At 62.2% G+C, this 17906-nt stretch carries 15 protein-coding genes and 2 tRNA genes; 15 read left to right on the top strand and 2 right to left on the bottom strand.

The features are described from left to right. The first annotated feature begins 61 nt into the window (after positions 1 to 61). From AAGW05_RS17995 to AAGW05_RS18005, 3 genes are all read left to right on the top strand, one after another. The gene (locus AAGW05_RS17995; RefSeq protein ID WP_411805938.1) at positions 62 to 517 is read left to right on the top strand and encodes a hypothetical protein; all 456 of its coding nucleotides are present in this window, start codon (positions 62 to 64) and stop codon (positions 515 to 517) included. A 3-nt stretch (positions 518 to 520) separates the two neighbouring features. Then, positions 521 to 970 carry an RrF2 family transcriptional regulator gene (locus AAGW05_RS18000; RefSeq protein WP_411805939.1) on the top strand — a complete coding sequence of 150 codons (450 nt, stop codon included), beginning with the start codon at positions 521 to 523 and terminating at the stop codon, positions 968 to 970. Positions 971 to 1076: 106 nt separating this feature from the next. After that, positions 1077 to 2249 (top strand): globin domain-containing protein, encoded by a 1173-nt coding sequence (locus tag AAGW05_RS18005; protein ID WP_411805940.1) that lies wholly within the window; start codon positions 1077 to 1079, stop codon positions 2247 to 2249. Between the two features lie 117 nt (positions 2250 to 2366). Here AAGW05_RS18005 and AAGW05_RS18010 read toward each other — a convergent pair whose 3' ends face one another. Next, positions 2367 to 4211 (bottom strand): phosphoenolpyruvate carboxykinase (GTP), encoded by a 1845-nt coding sequence (locus AAGW05_RS18010; RefSeq protein WP_411805941.1) that lies wholly within the window; start codon positions 4209 to 4211, stop codon positions 2367 to 2369. A 262-nt stretch (positions 4212 to 4473) separates the two neighbouring features. On the opposite strand from AAGW05_RS18010, the gene AAGW05_RS18015 reads away from it, so the two are divergent. Both AAGW05_RS18015 and AAGW05_RS18020 read left to right on the top strand, forming a co-directional pair. Beyond that, positions 4474 to 4546, top strand: a tRNA-Arg gene (locus tag AAGW05_RS18015). A gap of 131 nt (positions 4547 to 4677) precedes the next feature. Then, positions 4678 to 4750: transfer RNA gene (locus tag AAGW05_RS18020), tRNA-Arg, on the top strand. 164 nt (positions 4751 to 4914) lie between these two features. Here the strand turns inward: AAGW05_RS18020 and AAGW05_RS18025 are convergent. Beyond that, the gene (locus AAGW05_RS18025) at positions 4915 to 5646 is read right to left on the bottom strand and encodes a FadR/GntR family transcriptional regulator (RefSeq protein WP_411805942.1); all 732 of its coding nucleotides are present in this window, start codon (positions 5644 to 5646) and stop codon (positions 4915 to 4917) included. 393 nt (positions 5647 to 6039) lie between these two features. On the opposite strand from AAGW05_RS18025, the gene AAGW05_RS18030 reads away from it, so the two are divergent. The 10 genes from AAGW05_RS18030 to AAGW05_RS18075 all read left to right on the top strand — a co-directional run. Beyond that, on the top strand, positions 6040 to 7659 hold the full coding sequence (locus AAGW05_RS18030; protein ID WP_411805943.1) for an ABC transporter substrate-binding protein: 1620 nt from the start codon (positions 6040 to 6042) through the stop codon (positions 7657 to 7659). Positions 7660 to 7795: 136 nt separating this feature from the next. Next, positions 7796 to 8752 (top strand): ABC transporter permease, encoded by a 957-nt coding sequence (locus AAGW05_RS18035; RefSeq protein ID WP_411805944.1) that lies wholly within the window; start codon positions 7796 to 7798, stop codon positions 8750 to 8752. A gap of 3 nt (positions 8753 to 8755) precedes the next feature. After that, positions 8756 to 10795 (top strand): dipeptide/oligopeptide/nickel ABC transporter permease/ATP-binding protein, encoded by a 2040-nt coding sequence (locus tag AAGW05_RS18040; RefSeq protein WP_411805945.1) that lies wholly within the window; start codon positions 8756 to 8758, stop codon positions 10793 to 10795. Continuing rightward, on the top strand, positions 10792 to 11619 hold the full coding sequence (locus AAGW05_RS18045) for an ATP-binding cassette domain-containing protein (protein WP_411805946.1): 828 nt from the start codon (positions 10792 to 10794) through the stop codon (positions 11617 to 11619). The genes AAGW05_RS18040 and AAGW05_RS18045 overlap by 4 nt, the downstream gene beginning before the upstream one ends. A gap of 37 nt (positions 11620 to 11656) precedes the next feature. Beyond that, positions 11657 to 12586 carry a dihydrodipicolinate synthase family protein gene (locus tag AAGW05_RS18050; protein WP_411805947.1) on the top strand — a complete coding sequence of 310 codons (930 nt, stop codon included), beginning with the start codon at positions 11657 to 11659 and terminating at the stop codon, positions 12584 to 12586. A 116-nt stretch (positions 12587 to 12702) separates the two neighbouring features. Then, positions 12703 to 13635 carry an ROK family protein gene (locus tag AAGW05_RS18055; RefSeq protein ID WP_411805948.1) on the top strand — a complete coding sequence of 311 codons (933 nt, stop codon included), beginning with the start codon at positions 12703 to 12705 and terminating at the stop codon, positions 13633 to 13635. A gap of 32 nt (positions 13636 to 13667) precedes the next feature. Further along, positions 13668 to 14354, top strand: a complete 687-nt coding sequence (locus AAGW05_RS18060; RefSeq protein ID WP_411805949.1) for an N-acetylmannosamine-6-phosphate 2-epimerase — start codon at positions 13668 to 13670, stop codon at positions 14352 to 14354. Positions 14355 to 14568: 214 nt separating this feature from the next. Further along, positions 14569 to 15495, top strand: coding sequence for an ABC transporter ATP-binding protein (locus AAGW05_RS18065; protein WP_411805950.1), 927 nt, complete (start codon positions 14569 to 14571; stop codon positions 15493 to 15495). After that, the gene (locus tag AAGW05_RS18070) at positions 15492 to 17528 is read left to right on the top strand and encodes a YhgE/Pip family protein (RefSeq protein WP_411805951.1); all 2037 of its coding nucleotides are present in this window, start codon (positions 15492 to 15494) and stop codon (positions 17526 to 17528) included. Before AAGW05_RS18065 ends, AAGW05_RS18070 begins: the two co-directional genes overlap by 4 nt. Before the next feature lie 160 nt (positions 17529 to 17688). Further along, positions 17689 to 17906, top strand: a 218-nt coding sequence (locus AAGW05_RS18075; protein WP_411805952.1) for a hypothetical protein, incomplete at its 3' end; no start/stop codon positions are given.

Below are 17906 nucleotides of genomic sequence, written 5' to 3' on the forward strand. Positions count from 1 at the left end.
CGAACTCATCCGCAAGTAATACGAACCCGCTGACGCGCCCACCACTTTTGCAGGAGCAACCATGGACGAAAACACCACTGACATGTCCGCTGCCGACACCCTTGTCCAGGACGACCTGAACAAGCTCATCGGCACCGCCTTCGGTGTTGCAGGGGAGCAATTGGAGGCCCACGGCGCTTTTCTGCCCGTCGGGCTTGTTCTCACGCACGACGGCGAACTCAGCCTGGTTGCCGTCGCCCCCAACACGGTTGAAGGCGAGGAGGAAACCGAACTTGATGCCGATGCGATGATCGCGGACCTGTTCGCGGCCCTGGGGCAACAGAAAGAACAAAACCGGGCGGCCGCCGTCGTATGTGACATCCACCTGCCCGACGACGCCACCGATGCCATCCACGTCATGGCGGAGCACAGCACAGGAGTGTCTGTCTCGGCCGTCCGGCCCTACCGTCAGCAACCTTCGGGCTGGGAGTTCGGCACCCCCTTCCTTGAAGCTGGCGATACGGCGATTTGGGTTTAGCGCATGCGTCTGAATGCTTTTTCCGACGTCAGCCTGCGCCTGCTCATGGTCCTGACCTCAACACCCGAGAGCAAGTTACTCACCACTCGTGAGCTGGCTGAGATGGTGGGCACCCCCTACAACCATGTCAGCAAGTCAGTGCTTAAACTGCGCCAAATGGGGCTCATCGAGGCCATCCGCGGGCGCAGCGGCGGCGTGCGCATCACCAGCGCCGGGATGAGCGCTTCGGTAGGCAGTGTGCTGCGTGTGCTCAGTGACCATCGAGACATTGCGAGCTGCCACAGCGAGATGGGTGACTGCCCGCTTCTGCCCGCTTGCGGGCTGCGTGGAGTTCTCAACCACGCCCGCGAAGCGTTCTACGCTTCCTTGGACGATGTGACCATTGCCAACCTGGCCGCAAAGCCCGCCACCGGCCCCGTCCCTGTGACCTTGAGCACATCCCGTCCGGGCTGATCTGCGCCAAATCAACAAATTTCTACATCGCGTAGAAATATTGGATTTAAATACGCATCTGAAATGCTACTTTTGGATTGTCACTCACACAACCCAAGGAGTAAAGATGCTTTCGGAAAAATCGCGACCACTCATTGTTGCCACACTTCCCTTGGTTGGCTCACGTTTGGGTGCCATCACCCCGAACTTTTACAGCCGCATGCTCACTGCCCACCCGGAGTTGCTGAACGGGTTGTTCAGCCGCGCCAACCAGAACAATGGTGAGCAGCAGAAGGCACTGGCCGGTTCCATTGCGGGCTTCGCCTCGGCGCTGGTGGCCAATCCGGACATCATCCCCGAGCAGATGCTCAGCCGCATCGCCCACAAGCACACCTCCCTCGGAATCACCGAGGACCAGTACCAGATCGTCTACAAGTACCTCTTTGAGGCCATCGCCGAGGAACTCGCCGACGTCATCACAGCAGAGATCGCCGAAGCCTGGAGCGAGGTCTACTGGCTCATGGCCAACGCCCTGATCAAGATCGAAAAGGGGCTCTACGCCCAGCAGGCCAATGACAAGATGTGGATGCCCTGGCGCGTCATTGAAAAGAACGCCGCCGGCACCGACGCCGTCACGTTTGTCCTTGAGCCCACCGATGACACCCCCGCCACCATTGCCCGCCCCGGCCAGTTCGTCTCCGTCAAGCTTGCCCTTCCCGACGGCCTGCTCCAGTGCCGCCAGTACTCGCTCTCGGCCGATGTGGAGTCCCCCACCCGAAGGGTGTTCACCACCAAGAAGGACGACGGCGGCGAGGTTTCCCCTGTCCTGCACGGTACCGTCAAGGTCGGTGACGTAATCGAACTTTCCAACCCCTACGGCGATCTCACCCTCGACGGCGAAGGCCCCATCGTGCTCGCCACGGCGGGAATCGGCTGCACGCCGTCCGCCTCGGCACTGCGAGCCCTGGCCACGGCAGGTGCAGACCGTGAGGTCATGGTGCTGCATGCCGAGAAGAACCTGGCGGCCTGGGCCCTGCGCGAGCAGATGACAGGCGACATTGACGCCATCGACAGCGCCGAACTGCAACTCTGGCTCGAAGAACCGACCGAAGGCTTCCACCAGGGATTCATGACCCTTGACGGCCTGGACCTGCCGGCCGATGCGTCGATGTACGTGTGCGGTCCGCTTCCGTTCATGAAGGCCATCCGCAACCAGGCCATCGACGCCGGCATCCCGTCCACGAAGATCCACTACGAGGTCTTCGGCCCCGACCTGTGGCTCGCCGGCGCCGCCGGATAACCTCCAGAACTGCGACTGGCGTCGCGGTTCCCTCGCGGGCAGTAAGATTTCCTCGGTCGCTGGGCGACCTTTGAAAATCCATCCCCGCTCCGGGAATCACGACGCCAGTGCTTTTGGTTAAGCGGCGAAGCGCTGCTTCAGTGCTTCCAGTTCTTCCGACAGTTCGGCAGGCAACGAGCCGCCGAAGCGGGCGTACCACTCATCGATGCCGGCCAGCTCGGCCTCCCATTCCTGCCGCACCACCTTGAGCGCGTCTGCCATGTCCGACGCCGGCACCTCCAAGCCTGCAAGGTCAAGCGAGCCCTCTGCCGGGACAAAGCCGATCGGGGTTTCCACGGCACCGGCCGTGCCTTCAAGGCGTTCAACAATCCACTTCAGCACGCGGCTGTTCTCACCGAATCCCGGCCACGCGAATCCGCCGCTTGAGGTCCGGCGGAACCAGTTCACGAGGAAGATCTTCGGCAGCCGGTCCTGGTTGGCCCCGGCAGACAGTTCGATCCAGTGCTTGAGGTAGTCACCGGCGTCGTATCCGATGAATGGAAGCATGGCCATGGGGTCGCGGCGGACCACGCCCACCGCGCCGGTTGCGGCCGCAGTGGTTTCCGAGGACAGGGTCGAGCCCATGAAGATGCCGTTGGTCCAGCTGCGGGCCTCAGTCACCAGCGGGATGGTGGTCTTGCGGCGGCCACCGAAAAGGATGGCGGAGATTTCCACGCCTTCCGGAGAGTAGTAGTCGTTTGAGAGCATGTCCACCTGGTCAATGGGTGTGCAGAACCGCGAGTTGGGGTGGGCGGCAGGCCGGTCCGACGCCGGGGTCCAGCTGTTGCCCTGCCAATCAGTCAGGTGAGCGGGTACCTCATCAGTCATGCCTTCCCACCAGACGCCGCCGTCGTCGGTCATGGCAACGTTGGTGAAGATGGAGTTGCCCCTGGCGATCGCTGCCATGGCGTTCGGGTTGGTGGACCAGCCGGTGCCGGGCGCGACGCCGAACAGGCCCGCCTCCGGGTTGACTGCCCGAAGCTCGCCTTCCTTGCCGAAGCGCATCCAGTTGATGTCATCGCCCAGAGTCTCGGCCTTCCAGCCGGGGATGGTGGGGTCGAGCAGGGCAAGGTTGGTCTTGCCGCAGGCCGAAGGGAACGCAGCGGCAATGTTGTAGCTCTTGTTTTCGGGGCTCGTGAGTTTCAAGATGAGCATGTGTTCGGCCAACCAGCCCTCATCGCGGGCCATGACCGATGCGATGCGAAGGGCAAAGCACTTCTTACCGAGCAAGGCGTTTCCGCCGTAGCCGGAACCGTAGGAGAAGATGGCACGCTCCTCGGGGAAGTGCACAATCCACTTCTCCTCATTGCAGGGCCAGGGAACGTCCTGCTGGCCGTCGGCCAGCGGGGCTCCCACAGAATGCAGCGCCGGGACGAAGAAGGCATTGCTGTCCTCGAGCCTGCGCAGAACGTCGGTGCCGATCTTGGCCATGATGCGCATCGAGGCCACAACGTAGGCGGAGTCGGTGATCTCCACACCAAACTTGGGGTCCTCGGCATCAAGCGGGCCCATGACGAAGGGAATGACGTACATGGTGCGACCGCGCATGCTGCCGGCAAACTTCTCGTCAAGGATCGCCTTCATCGCGTCCGGATCCATCCAATTGTTGGTGAACCCGGCGTCGCGCTCCTCCTTGGAACAGATGAAGGTGCGTCCTTCCACCCGGGCCACGTCCATGGGGTCCGAGAAGGCGGCGAAGGAATTGGGGAACAGTTCGGGGTTGAGGCGGGTCAGCGTCCCCTCCAGAACCAGGTGGTCGGTCAGCAGGGCATATTCCTCCACAGACCCTTCCACCCAGCGGATGTGATCCGGCAAGGTCAGTGCGGCAACCTCCGATACCCAGTCGGCGAGGCCCTTGTGGGTTGTCATTGCCTGCTCAACGGCTTCCTGCACTGGCGCGTGGCCCATTGTGTGTCCCTTCATTGGGTGGTGGTGTCTAAATGCTATGGCCCGGTTCTGCGGCATTCTCGGCATCGGATGTGGGATGTACGCCCCTGCCCACAGGCAAAATCCGCGTATTCTTGCGGTTTCCACTTTTTGTTACAGTCAATAATTGTGAGTCACATCACGTAGACCGGTCTAGTGTTGGAGGGCACGGCCATTTAATGCCGTTCCGATTTGTACACGGCAGCACAGTTGGGTTAGAGTTATTCACGGCCCGAGGGTCACCAAAGAAACAAAATATGCGTGCGTAGCTCAACGGATAGAGCATCTGACTACGGATCAGAAGGTTGGGGGTTCGAATCCCTTCGCGCGCACTTCACGAAAGAGTCCCAAGCTTCGGCTTGGGACTCTTTCGTTTAACGCGTGGCAGCGCACGGTTCAATCCACGCGGCAAAGTTGAGTTATAGTTGTTCACGGCCCACGGGCCAACAAAGAAACTCACTATGCGTGCGTAGCTCAACGGATAGAGCATCTGACTACGGATCAGAAGGTTGGGGGTTCGAATCCCTTCGCGCGCACTTCATACGAAAGAGTCCCAAGCCTGCGCTTGGGACTCTTTCGTTTAACACTTGAAATACCGGATTCTCGCGGCCTTCTCTCCGACTCGGGCAGCAGAGCTGTTAGGAGTTGTCCGGCGCGGCCGATGGATGGGAACCCCCAGGGTTGACAGCGCCGGTCCGAGTTATTCCGAGTCCACGAAATTCCTGATCTTTGCGCGGATGCCGTCGAAGTGGCGACTGAGTAGTTCCGACGCTGTTGTGGGGTCCTGGGCGGCCACTGCGTTGTAGATGGCACGGTGCTGGGCCGCCGTGTTGACCAGGTCAGTTCCGCCTGTGCCAATCTCCACATGGATCTTGCGGTAGACCTTCCAAAAGACGCTCATGAGGTTCATTAGAAGGTCGTTACCCAAGGGCTCGAAGAGCAGGCGGTGAAACTCGGCATCCGCTTCGGCAAACTGCTCTCCACGCGCAGCGAGTTCCTCCATTTTCACCACGGCGGCGTCGATGAGCACAAGATGCTCCCGGCCGACAACCGCGATGCTGGCACTGATAAGCCCCGACTCAAGGGCCTGGCGGATGTCGACAAGCTGCAACGCCTCAAGACCCTCGTGGCGCAGCGAAAGCCGGCCACGGAATGTGAGGCCGTCTGCCAAGGCGTCGAAGTTGCTGGGGGCCACAAACATGCCAAATCCGTGACGGATTTCAATCACGCCAAGTGCCTGCAAAACCTTCAGTGATTCCCGCAGGGTGTTACGTCCGACGCCGAGGACTTCGCACAGCTCACTTTCGGTGGGCATGGGATCACCGGCATCGAGGTCCCGATCAAGGATGAGTTCCATGATGTCTGCCTGGAGCGCGCGAAGCCGCACCTGCGCACTGAAGCGGGCCTTCGGCGTTAACGTGGAAATGGACAACAAGACTCCTCAGAAAATAAGTGCCGCCTTAACTCAGCGTTTTTCACTTTTAGTGTCGATGTTACGGGCGGCTTTTATCCAGGTTCCCCTGGATTTAGACGCCCTCGATGCGCAAGCCGGAGGCCGCGCCCCAAGAGAGCGCGCCAACGTGATCTAAACCATAGAATATCGGATGTCCGACGACTTGCCTACATGCATGCGCGCGGTTGGCCGCCCAAGGTCCCCAACGTTGACCGAACAGTCAATGGATACCGCAGCGCGCACCATCTCCGTGAGCGCCACGCTGCTACGAACTTGCACTTGACCAAACGCTGTGATGGCTATTACAGTTTCATCATTAGCATCGGACGTCCTACATCCGATAAATAGAAAACGAAATGGTGAGTCAACAGTATGAGCAATACTCTTCAGAACCTGCCTACGAGCACCGCATCGCGGCGCACGTTCCTCAAGGCCGCAGGCGTCCTTGGGGCAGCAACCGCTTTCACCGCCACTCTCGCAGCATGCGGGTCCTCCAAGGACACTAAGACCTCCAGTACCGCTGGTGCTGTGAACAAGGATCTCAGCATTGAAGCTGGCATCTCATACTCGCTGTCCACCGGCTTTGACCCCATGAGCTCCTCCGGCGCCACGCCGCTGGCAGCCAACCTGCACATCTTCGAAGGCCTCGTTGAACTGCACCCGGCAACGCGTGAACCCTACAACGCACTTGCAGCCGCAGACCCCAAGAAGGTCGATGACAAGACCTACCAGGTCACCATCCGCGAAGGCGCCAAGTTCCACGATGGCACCCCGGTAACCACCGACGATGTTGCGTACTCCTTCGAACGCGTATTGGACCCCGCCAACAAGGCCCTGTTCGCACAGTTCATCTATTTCATTGACTCCGTCAAGGCCATCGACGCCAAGACCGTCGAATTCAAGCTGAACACACCGTTCGCCGGCTTTGGCCCGCGCATCTCCGTGGTCAAGGTTGTCCCCAAGGCCATCGCCTCGGCGGACAAGGTAAAGTTCGACGCCAACCCCGTCGGCACCGGCCCGTACAAGTTCGTTTCCGCAGCGAAGGACGACAAGATCGTCTTCGCCCGCAACGATCTCTACAACGGCACGAAGCCGGCACTGGCCAAGGACATGACCTGGTTCCTGCTCTCGGATGCATCCGCCCGCGTCACGGCCATGCAGTCCGGCCGCGTCCAGGCCATCGAGGATGTCCCCTACCTGGACGTTGATGCCCTCAAAGCCAAGGTCGACGTCGAGTCCGTACAGTCCTTCGGCCTCTTGTTCCTCATGTTCAACCTGACCCGCGCACCCTTCGACAAGAAGGAAGTCCGCCAGGCACTGCACTACGCCCTGGACAAGGAAGCAATCATCAAGACCGCCCTCCTGGGCAACGGTACCGCAGCGACCTCCTTCTTCCAGGAAGGCAGCCCCAACTACCAGAAGGCTGCCACGGTCTACAGCTACGACGCCGAGAAGGCCAAGTCGCTGCTTGCCGCTGCCGGCGTCAGCAACTTCAAGCTGACCCTGACCAGCACGGACACCGCCTGGGTCAAGGATGTCATTCCGCTAATCAAGAAGAACTGGGATGCCATCGGCGTCACCACCACCCTTGAGCCGTTGGCTTCCTCCGCTGTTTACGCCCCCGAAAAGGTTGGCGGGCTCAACTACGACGTCGTCGCCGCCCCCGGCGATCCCTCGGTGTTCGGCAACGACGCAGACATCCTGCTGAGCTGGTGGTTCCGTGGCAACACTTGGGCCAAGAACCGCTTCGCCTGGAACACTTCCGCAGAGTACAAGGAAGTCCAGACCAAGCTCAACGCTGCGGTCGACGCTTCGAAGGAAGATGCCAAGAAGCTGTACAGCGAAATCATCAACATCATTGCTGACGCTGTTCCGCTGTACCCGATCTTCCACCGCAAGCTGCCCACCGCGTGGGACGCCAAGAAGCTCAACGGCTTCCAGCCCCTGCCGACCACGGGCGTCTCCTTCATCGGAGTGGGACGCACCGCGTAGGTTCACTGATTGACAACAGACCCGGGGGGGCTGTGGCCACCTGGCCACAGCCCCCTCGGTCTGAAACCATCTTTCCTATGACGCAGCACACGTTTCCCCCAAGCGCCGCGCTGCAAATAGAACCGGAGTAAGTACATTGGCAAACTTTTTGCGACTGCTGGGACGCCGGCTCGCAGCACTACCGTTGATGATCCTAGGTGTAACCCTGCTCGTCTTCGTTGTGCTGCAGTTCGCTCCTGGTGACCGTGCCGTTGCAGCGTTGGGCGAAGGTGCCTCACCTGAGGCCCTGGAGCAGTACCGCCAGGTCAACGGATTCAACGACCCCCTCTTCCTTCAATACTTCCACTACCTGGGCAGGCTCATCACCGGCGATTTCGGCAACACCCTGCCGCCGGCCAAGCCCATCACCGAGGTCATCGCGAGCGCGTTCCCCGTGACCTTGCAGCTGACCTTCCTCGGGGTCCTCATCGCGATCGTCATCTCACTGGTCTTCGGCGTCCTTGCGGCGTTGTACCGCGACAGCTGGGTTGACCAGGTCATTCGCGTTTTCTCCATTGCAGCCATCGCCACCCCCTCCTTCTGGCTCGGTATCCTGCTCATCCAGTGGTTCGCCCTGGGCGAGAACTCCTGGTTCCCTTCCGGTGGCCTCGCCGACCCGAGCGAAGGCTTCATAGGCTGGCTCAGCTCCATGGCCCTGCCGGCACTTGCCCTTGCCATCCCCGTTTCCGCATCCCTGATCCGGGTTGTCCGCACCTCAATGGTTGAGGAACTTGACCGCGACTACGTCCGCACCGCGATCGGCAACGGCGTCCCCTACAGGACAGTCGTTTCCAAGAACGTGCTGCGCAACGCCCTTGTCACCCCCGTGACAGTGCTGGGCCTGCGCATCGGCTACCTGCTCGGTGGCGCCGTCGTGATTGAAATGATCTTCTCCCTGCCGGGCATGGGCCAGCAGATCCTCAACGGCATCACCAACTCCGATACGAACCTTGTGCAGGGCGTTGTCCTTGTCATCGCCGTGACGTTCGTGCTCGTGAACATCCTGGTGGATCTTCTTTACCTGCTCATCAACCCCCGAATCAGGACGGTCTAAGCCATGCGTAGCAAACTTGCCGATCGGCTCAGTGCCCCGGGCCTGCGCTTCAAGGCCCTGACCCTTGGCTCCAAGATGGCCCTGATCTTCCTGGTCTTCATTGTTGTTATAGCCATCCTGGCTCCCTGGATTGCACCGCACAACCCGCTGGAGACGGGCGATCCCGCCCAGGCTCCCAGCGCCGTGAACTGGTTTGGAACCGACCGCATCGGCCGCGACATCCTGTCCCGCCTGATGTACGGCGCCCAGGCCTCACTGATGATCGGCCTTGGCTCGGTTGCCTTGGCCATCATCCTCGGCGCAACCCTTGGCGCCCTGGCGGCGACGTCCTCCAAGGCTGTCAACGAGATCATCATGCGCGTCATGGACGTCCTCATGGCATTCCCGGGCATCGCCTTGGCAGCCGTGCTCCTGACGGCATTCGGCAACTCCGTGCCGACCATCATCATCGCGATCGCCATCATCTACACGCCGCAGCTGGCCCGCGTAGTCCGCGCCAACGTCCTCTCCCAATACGGTGAGGACTACGTCCGCGCCGAGCGTGTCATTGGTGCAGGCCGCGCCTACATCATGATCAAACACATTGTGCGCAACACCGCCGCCCCCGTGCTGGTGTTTGCAACTGTCATGGTTGCCGACGCGATCATCCTTGAAGCCTCTCTGTCCTTCCTTGGCGCAGGCATCCAGGACCCCGCCCCCAGCTGGGGCAACGTCATCTCCTACGGCCGCAACCTGGTGCTCTCGGGCGGCTGGTGGGCAACTACATTCGCCGGCCTTGTCATCCTGCTGACCGTCCTGGCCCTGAACATCCTGGCCGAAGGCCTCACCGATGCCATGGTCAACCCGCGCATCAAGAAAGCCCCCCTGGTCAAGGACGACGACGGTTCGGGCGCTGCCGCTCTTGAGCTCGCCAAGGCCGATGCCGCCGCGCGCGCAGCCATCGAGGACCCCTTCGCCGCCCTGAACAAGGAACTGCTCCTGCTTCAGGCAGTGGAGTTGTCCCGGTCGGACCGCCTCCCGCAGGTTGGCCCGGAAGCCCGTGTGATCCTTGAGGTGAAGAACCTCTCCATCCGCTTCCCCGGCCGCTTCGATGCGACCCCGATCGTGGACAACGTCTCCTTCACAGTCCGTGAAGGCGAAACCATGGGCCTCGTGGGCGAATCCGGTTGCGGCAAGTCCATCACCTCACTTGCCATCATGGGCCTGCTGCCCAAGACGGCTGAGGTCACCGGTTCCATCACGTTTGACGGCAAGGAACTGCTGGATCCTTCCACCAAGCACAGCTCGCTCAAGGCCTACAACGGCCTGCGCGGCGAGCAGATTGCCATGGTCTACCAGGATGCGTTGAGTTCGCTCAACCCGTCGATGTTGATCAAGGACCAAATGTTGCAGTTGACCCGCCGCAACGGTCGCAAGACCCCTGCCGAGCTCCTTGAACTGGTCAAGCTTGACCCCGTGCGCACGCTCAAGAGCTACCCGCACGAGCTCTCCGGTGGCCAGCGCCAGCGCGTGTTGATCGCCATGGCCCTGTCCCGTTCACCCAAGATCGTGGTTGCCGATGAGCCCACCACCGCCTTGGACGTCACGGTCCAGAAGCAGGTTGTTGACCTGTTGAACGAACTGCGCGAGCAGCTCGGCTTCGCCATGGTGTTTGTCAGCCACGACCTTGCCCTTGTTGCCTCACTGGCCCACAAGATCACCGTCATGTACGCCGGACAAGTGGTGGAATCTGCACAGGCTTCGGAGCTGCTGGCGCACCCCGCCCACGAATACACCCGTGGCCTGCTGGGCGCCGTGCTTTCCATCGAATCCGACGCCGTCCGCCTGCACCAGATCCCCGGCACGGTTCCCTCACCCCGTGATTTTGCCAACGGCGACAGGTTCGCCAGCCGGTCCCAGCGTCCCGACGCCGACCCGACCCAAAAGCTGGCATTTGTCCCCATCACCCGTGATGGGGAGACTAGCGACCACTTCTGGGCAAGCCACAAGCTCGAAGATGCCATGGCGGTTTCCGCTGCGGCAGAAACGGAAGGTGCCTCATGAGCAAGCTCGCAACAGGCAAAGCCGTCAACGGCAACACCCCTGTCATTGAACTGAAGGACCTGCACGTCCATCACCGGACACGTTCCGGCGGCCTGTTCAAGCCCAGCTACGTCAAGGCCGTCAACGGCGTGAACTTCTCCATCAGCCGCGGCGAAACCGTCGGGATTGTGGGCGAGTCCGGCTGTGGCAAGTCAACCTTGGCCTCGGTGCTTGTGGGCCTGCAGACACCGACCTCCGGCGAGGTGCTCTTCCACGGCAGGCCCGCCATCAAGCGCAACGCAGCCATGCGCCGCGAATTCGGCCGTTCAGTCTCCGTGGTCTTCCAGGACCCCTCGACGGCACTGAACCCGCGCATGACCATCCAGGACATCCTGGTTGACCCGTTGGCAGTCCACGGCGTTGGCAACGGCGCATCCCGCCTGGCCAAGGTCGCCGAACTGTTGTCGCTGGTTGGCCTGCCGCAGTCGGCAGCCGAGGTCACACCGTCGCAGGTTTCAGGTGGACAGCGCCAGCGCGTGGCCATTGCCCGCGCCCTGGCTCTTGACCCTGACATCATCGTTGCCGACGAGCCCACCTCTGCGTTGGACGTCTCCGTTCGCGCCCAGGTGCTGAACCTGCTCACTGATCTGAAGAAGGAACTGAACCTGGGCATGGTCTTCATCAGCCATGACATCCAGACAGTCCGTTACGTTTCAGACCGCATTGCAGTCATGTACTACGGCCAGATTGTTGAAGAAGGCTCCGCAGAGCAGATCTTCGACAACCCGAGCAACGACTACACGAAGAAGCTTCTCGGCGCCGCGCCGTCACTTCTTCACATCTAATTTTCCACCCCATCAATATGATTTTGGAGCAATTCACGTGACTACCGTCGCTTCCCGTTTCCAGGGCGTCATCCCGCCCGTCTGCACCCCCCGCACAGCTGAAGGCGCCATTGACGTCTCCTCGCTGGAAAACCTCACCCGCCACCTGCTCGACGGCGGCGTCTCAGGTCTGTTCGTCAACGGTTCCTCCGGTGAGGTCACCCACCTGACCAACGCCGAGCGCGACACCGTGCTGACCACCATTGCCGGCGTCAATGCCGGACAAGTTCCGCTGCTTGTTGGCGCTGTTGAACAGACAACCAACCGCGTTCTTGAAGAAGCACAGCGCATGGTTTCCCTCGGCGCCGACGCTATCGTGGCCACCAGCCAGTACTACGCCATCAGCAACGCCGAGGAGAACGGCCGCCACTTCCGTGCGATTGCCGCCTCCGTGGACGTTCCCGTCTTCGCCTACGACGTTCCGGTGCGCACCCACTTCAAGATGCCCACCGACCTTCTCGTCGAGCTGGGCCGTGAAGGTGTCATCGCCGGCGTCAAGGATTCCTCCGGTGACGATGTTTCCTTCCGCCAGTTGCTGATCGCCGCACGCGACATCCCGAACTTTGACATCTTCACCGGCCATGAAGTGGTTGTCGACGGCGCCATGCTCGGCGGCGCCCAGGGTATTGTTCCCGGCCTGGGCAACGTTGACCCGGCAGCTTACCGCCGCCTGTACGACCTCACCGTCGCAGGCGACTGGGCCGGTGCTGCTGCAGAGCAGGACCGCATCGCCGATGTCTTCAACATCGTCTACACCCCGAAGGCAGGGCGCGTTTCCGGAAACGCCGCCGGCCTGGGCGCGTTCAAGACCGCCCTGATGCTTATGGGCGTCATCAAGACCAACGTCATGAGTGCCCCCATGCTCGCACTGGACGAGGATGAGACGGCAGCCATCAAGGTCATTCTTGAGCGCACAGGCTTGATCTAGATACCCCTTGGTTTACAACTGACCCGCAGTAGCGGTCGAAAATATCGCGATTTCGTCGATTTTTCGCCCACTGCTGCGGGTCAGTTGCTAGGTCTTTAACTTTGAAGGAATGTTCTATGCGGTACGTAGTTGGCGTTGACCTTGGCGGTACCAAGACGGCAGCAGGAGTGGTGGCCGAAGACGGCACTGTCCTGCTCACCGAGCAGATTCCCACCCTGAACCGCGACGGCGGCGAGGCCATCCTTGACGCCACCGCCGCGCTGGTGAAGTCGCTCATCGGGCGTGCGGCTGCCATGGGCACCACGGTTGAGGCCGTCGGTGTCGGCTCGGCAGGGGTCATCAACGCTGCCGAGGGCACCGTCATATCTGCCACCGACGCCATCCTTGGCTGGACCGGGACGGCCATCACGACGGGACTTACGGAGCGGCTGGGGCTGCCGTCCGCCGTCGTCAATGACGTTCACGCGCACGCCCTCGGCGAGGCCTGGCACGGTGCCGGCGAGGGCGCAACCACCGCCCTCATGGTGGCCTTCGGCACCGGCGTCGGCGGCAGCTTTGTTGTCAACGGGCAGCCGATGCTGGGCCACCGCTTTGTGGGCGGCCACGTGGGCCACTTTGCCTCCCCGCTTGCCGTGCACCGCGGCGCCCCGCTGCCGTGTTCATGCGGGCATTCAGGACACGTCGAGGCCATCGCCTCGGGCCCGGCCATCCACGCCGCATACCTGCGCGAGGGTGGCAGCGCGGCCCTGACCGACACGAAGGCAGTCTTTGAATCGGCCCACGCTGGCGATGACTTGGCCTTGTCAGTCATCGCCAGGGCAGCCGCGGCGGCCGGTCAGGCGGTGGGCGGCCTGATCAACATCCTTGACCCCTCAGTGGTTGTGGTTTCCGGTGGCCTGGCCGATGCCGGCGAGCTGTGGTGGTCGGCCATGGACAGGGCACTGCGTGCTGAATTGCTCGCCCCGTTGGCAGCTGTCCCGGTTGTCAGGGCCACCCTGGGCAATATGGCCGCGATCATCGGTGCGGCATCCTTGGCCCTTGCCCTATAGTTAATTCCGCCTTTTCTTTCCTAGGAGTGACAGTGACACTGAAATTGCCCAACCTTGATGAGCTTGCCGGACAGCTTGTGGTTTCCGCCCAGGCCTACCCGGGCGAGCCCATGCGCGATCCCCGCACCATGGCCCAGGTGGCCGCCTCTGCCGTGACCGGAGGGGCTGCGGCCATCCGCGTCCAGGGCATTGCCGACATCCAGTTTGCCCGTGCCGCTGTAGAGGTTCCCGTCATTGGGCTCTGGAAGGACGGGCACGACGGCGTCTTCATCACCCCCACGCTGCGCCACGCCCTGGCTTGCGCCAATGCCGGTGCTCACATCGTGGCCATTGACGGCACCTGCCGCCCGCGCCCTGACGGACTCACGCTGGCCGAGACGATCGCGGGCATCCACGCCGACTCCAATGCCCTCGTCATGGCAGACTGCGGCTCGTTCGATGACGCCGTTGCCGCCGCCGAGGCCGGAGCCGACCTGATCGGCACCACCCTGGCCGGCTACTCGGGCGAGCGCCCCAAGACCGATGGCCCCGACCTGGAACTCATTGGGCAGATCGCAGCCGCCAACCTCGGCAAGCCGCTCATCGCAGAGGGCCGCATCCACTCCCCCGCCCAGGCCCGTGCGGCCATGGACGCTGGCGCGTTCGCCGTCGTGGTTGGGACAGCCATCACGCACCCCTCAACCATCACCGGCTGGTTCAAGGCTGCGCTGCAGGACTAGTTCACTGCGGCCAATGGCCCCGCCCGACGTCACTTACGACGCTGGACGGGGCCTTTTGCGTTCACCTCCCGTGTTCTCTCTCCTTCCAGAACCCTCCTTACGGGGAAGCTGCGCATGTGGAACAGTGGCTTAAGAACCTGGCCGAATTTGCACTGACCGGTCAGTTTTTGATATTGTGGTCCAGCTTATTACACAGCTCATTAAGGAGCGTCCCATGCTCACCACCCATCAGCTGCACATCGACGGCAGGAGGCACACGCTCCTGCCTGCCACCACGCTGGAGGCCCGCCGGGCCGAGGTCCTACTGGTCCAGGCTGAAGGACAGGAGCGGCGCACAGCCCTGGCCCTGGCCCTGACGGGGCGCATGAAGCCCACCACAGGAACTGTTGCCATGGGCCATGACGATTCCATGGCTTCCCTGCGCCGCCGCAGTGCGATCGTGGATTCCCCTGACGTCAACGCCCCCGAGCACCACCTCACGGTGCGCTCGCTCGCGGCGGAGGACCTGGCTCTCGTGCCCCAGAAGTTCCGCGACAGGACGCGCCCCACCGAGTGGCTGGTGAAGAACGGCTTCCGGGACATCCTGGAAAAGTGGATTGAGGAGGTCGACCCGGGCCGGCTCCTGCACCTGCAGCTCGAACTCGCCTTGGCCAACAAGGACGTGGACATCGTGGTGATTGACTCCCCGGACCGCCATACAGCGAACGATGAAAACTGGCTGCCCCTGCTCGAGCAGCTGGCCGACGGGAACATGGGCCGCGGCCCCGACACGCATGCCGACACCCCTCCACGCCCGCTCACGGTTGTCGCCGTGGTGGGCCGCTTCCCCGACGGGTGGGAGGGTGCGGCGGAAACCGCTGGCAACGCGATGGCCGTCCCCGCCCCGCTTCCGCCCTCTCTTCCCACCCCTCTTCCCACGACCACTGACGACGACGGCCTGCCGCCCGGGCCCGACGACACCGGCGGCCTGGACGGCGGTGAACCCGGCACTGAACCCCTCGAAACAGTGGAGCAACTGGACACCGAACCAAACCGCGCCCCCGAACCAGATGCGTGTGACGTGCCAGATGTGAATGAAGAAGAACTCCCGCCTGCCCAAGGCGCCGGGACACAAAACGCGAAAGAAGGCGAAGAGCGATGACCGTCTTCCGATTGGCACTGTCTGAACTCAAACGCATGACTGGCGGGATCCTGCCGAAACTGACAATCGTGGCCATGGTGATGGTCCCGCTCCTGTACGGAGCCGTATATCTCTATGCCAACTGGGATCCGTACGGCAACCTCGACCAGCTGCAGGCCGCCGTCGTGGTTCAGGACGTTGGCGCCGTCACGAAGGACGGCAAGAAGCTGCAGGTCGGCCAGGATGTGGCGCAAAACCTCATCGAGGGCCACAAGTTCGACTGGCAGCTCGTGGACACTCCCCAGGAAGCCAGCGACGGCGTCAAGAACGGCGAGTTTGCCTTCGCGCTGACCATTCCCAAGGATTTCTCGGCCAACCTGGCATCCCCTGAAAACTTTGACGCAGCCACGCAGGCCATGATGACTGTGACAACCAATGACGCCAACAACTATCTGCTGACCTCCATCGTGGACAAGGTGGCCACGCAGGTTCACGCTTCGGTGGCGCAACAGGTGGGTGAACAGACAGCCAATGCCCTGCTGACCGGATACGGCACCATCCATGGGCAGCTAGTGAAGGCCGCCGACGGAGCCAAACAGCTTGCAGACGGCGCCACCACGCTTGACAGCGGCGTGGGTACGCTGAAAACAGGCACGTCCGAACTCCTTACAGGCACCAATGGGCTGGCCGCCGGGCAACAAAAACTGGTGGCCGGAGCCAAGAGTCTCCAGTCAGGTGCCGCCGCCTTGAACAACGGGCTCGGCCAACTTCAATCCCAAACGTCCACGCTGCCCGGCGACACCCGGCAGCTCTCCGATGGCGCCGCAGCAGTCGCGGCGGGGAACGCGGCCCTGAACTCCAAGGTCCAGGGCGCCATCGGATCGGCCGGAAAACTCGACGATGCCGCGACGGCTGCCATTACCAGCAAGCTCGACCAGATGGTCTCCGCCGGTGTCCTCACCACGGAGCAGGCCACGCAGATTCGCACGTCGCTGGGATCGACCGCCACCAGCCCTGCCATCACCGATCTGAAAAACCAGCTCACAGCCGACGCCGCGGGCATCCAAAAACTGTCCGACGGTTCTGCAGCTGTTGCTGAGGGAGCGTCAAAGTTGGCTGGTGCGACGCCGGCCCTGACCTCTGCGATCGGGCAGGCCCATGCGGGGGCCGGGGAACTTTCCACCGGGGCAGGGACCCTGGCCGATGGCCAAACCTCCGCCCTTGACGGCGCGGAACAACTTGCCGCTGGCGCCAAGAAACTGGACTCCGGGGCCGCCGAGCTGAAATCCGGTTCGGCCAAGCTTTCGGCAGGAGCAGGCGAGTTGTCCACACAGCTGCACGCTGGGGCGGGCTCGGTGCCCAACCCGAACGACAAGGACAAGCAAAACGCCGCCGGGGTCATTGCCGACCCCATCCGCGTTGATTCGGTGTCCCAGGCCCAGGCCCCCAACTATGGATCCGGTCTGGCTCCGTTCTTCCTGGTTCTGGCGCTGTGGATCGGCGCGTTCATGCTGGTGCAGGTCATGCGTCCGTTGACCGTGCGGGCCCTGGCATCCAACGCGCCGTCGTGGAAGATTGCCATCGGCGGGTGGCTGCCGTTTGCAGCTGTGGCCACGGTTCAGGCACTGCTGCTGTACTCCGTCGTGCACTTTGGCCTGGGACTCGAACCCAGCCATCCGTGGCTGACATTGGGGCTGCTGCTGCTCGCGTCGCTGGCATTCACTGCCCTGATCCAGGGCATCGTGGCACTCATGGGCACGCCGGGCAAGTTCGTGGTGCTAATCCTGCTGGTGCTCCAGCTTGTCTCCTCGGGTGGCACATTCCCCTGGCAAACCACGCCCGAACCGCTGCACATCATGCACCAGATCCTGCCCATGGGCCACGTGGTTGAAGGCATGAGGCACCTCATTTATGGGGCCGACCTCGCACCGCTGGTGCCCATCGTTCTTGGACTGCTGGGGTATACGGCGCTGGGTTTCCTCTTTGCCTGGGCCGCTGTCCGCAAGAAGAAGACGTGGACCCTCAAGACGCTGATGCCTGAAATCGAGGCATAGTCAGGTGGCCGTCCGCGCTGAGCATGACTGCGGGCGGCCACACTGGGACCACTTCCACTCTTCCTGGCCCGTCATTGAGCACCGTCAGTCCATCGGATTTATTAACGGGAAAGTTCTGGAAAGTGTAGTAATTCCCGGACAAAAGGCCTAAAATAGTGGTATGGGCAGTTCAGTGAATTTCCCGACGGGTCGGGATCCTTCCCCCGCCACATCCGGTGTGGCGGCACTGGTGGCCGGTCTTGTTCTTCCCTCCATTGAACCGCTTGCCACTGACATTGCGTGCTTGGCGGATTTGCCGCGCCTGCCCGATCCCGCCGCTAGGTTCCAGAGCCGCCCCACCGGCCCGTCCGGTTCCGACCCTGATGCTGCTGCTGATGG

It is taken from the genome of Arthrobacter sp. LAPM80, from assembly GCF_046736435.1.
Lineage (GTDB): Bacteria > Actinomycetota > Actinomycetes > Actinomycetales > Micrococcaceae > Specibacter.

What these genes read in the sequence shown, in the direction of transcription:
- AAGW05_RS18065 (WP_411805950.1), top strand. Translation starts at nt 14,569, where the DNA reads ATGCTCACCACCCATCAGCTGCACATCGACGGCAGGAGGCACACGCTC.
- AAGW05_RS18010 (WP_411805941.1), bottom strand. Translation starts at nt 4,211, where the DNA reads ATGAAGGGACACACAATGGGCCACGCGCCAGTGCAGGAAGCCGTTGAG.
- AAGW05_RS18070 (WP_411805951.1), top strand. Translation starts at nt 15,492, where the DNA reads ATGACCGTCTTCCGATTGGCACTGTCTGAACTCAAACGCATGACTGGC.
- AAGW05_RS18000 (WP_411805939.1), top strand. Translation starts at nt 521, where the DNA reads ATGCGTCTGAATGCTTTTTCCGACGTCAGCCTGCGCCTGCTCATGGTC.
- AAGW05_RS18030 (WP_411805943.1), top strand. Translation starts at nt 6,040, where the DNA reads ATGAGCAATACTCTTCAGAACCTGCCTACGAGCACCGCATCGCGGCGC.
- AAGW05_RS18040 (WP_411805945.1), top strand. Translation starts at nt 8,756, where the DNA reads ATGCGTAGCAAACTTGCCGATCGGCTCAGTGCCCCGGGCCTGCGCTTC.
- AAGW05_RS18055 (WP_411805948.1), top strand. Translation starts at nt 12,703, where the DNA reads ATGCGGTACGTAGTTGGCGTTGACCTTGGCGGTACCAAGACGGCAGCA.
- AAGW05_RS17995 (WP_411805938.1), top strand. Translation starts at nt 62, where the DNA reads ATGGACGAAAACACCACTGACATGTCCGCTGCCGACACCCTTGTCCAG.
- AAGW05_RS18005 (WP_411805940.1), top strand. Translation starts at nt 1,077, where the DNA reads ATGCTTTCGGAAAAATCGCGACCACTCATTGTTGCCACACTTCCCTTG.
- AAGW05_RS18045 (WP_411805946.1), top strand. Translation starts at nt 10,792, where the DNA reads ATGAGCAAGCTCGCAACAGGCAAAGCCGTCAACGGCAACACCCCTGTC.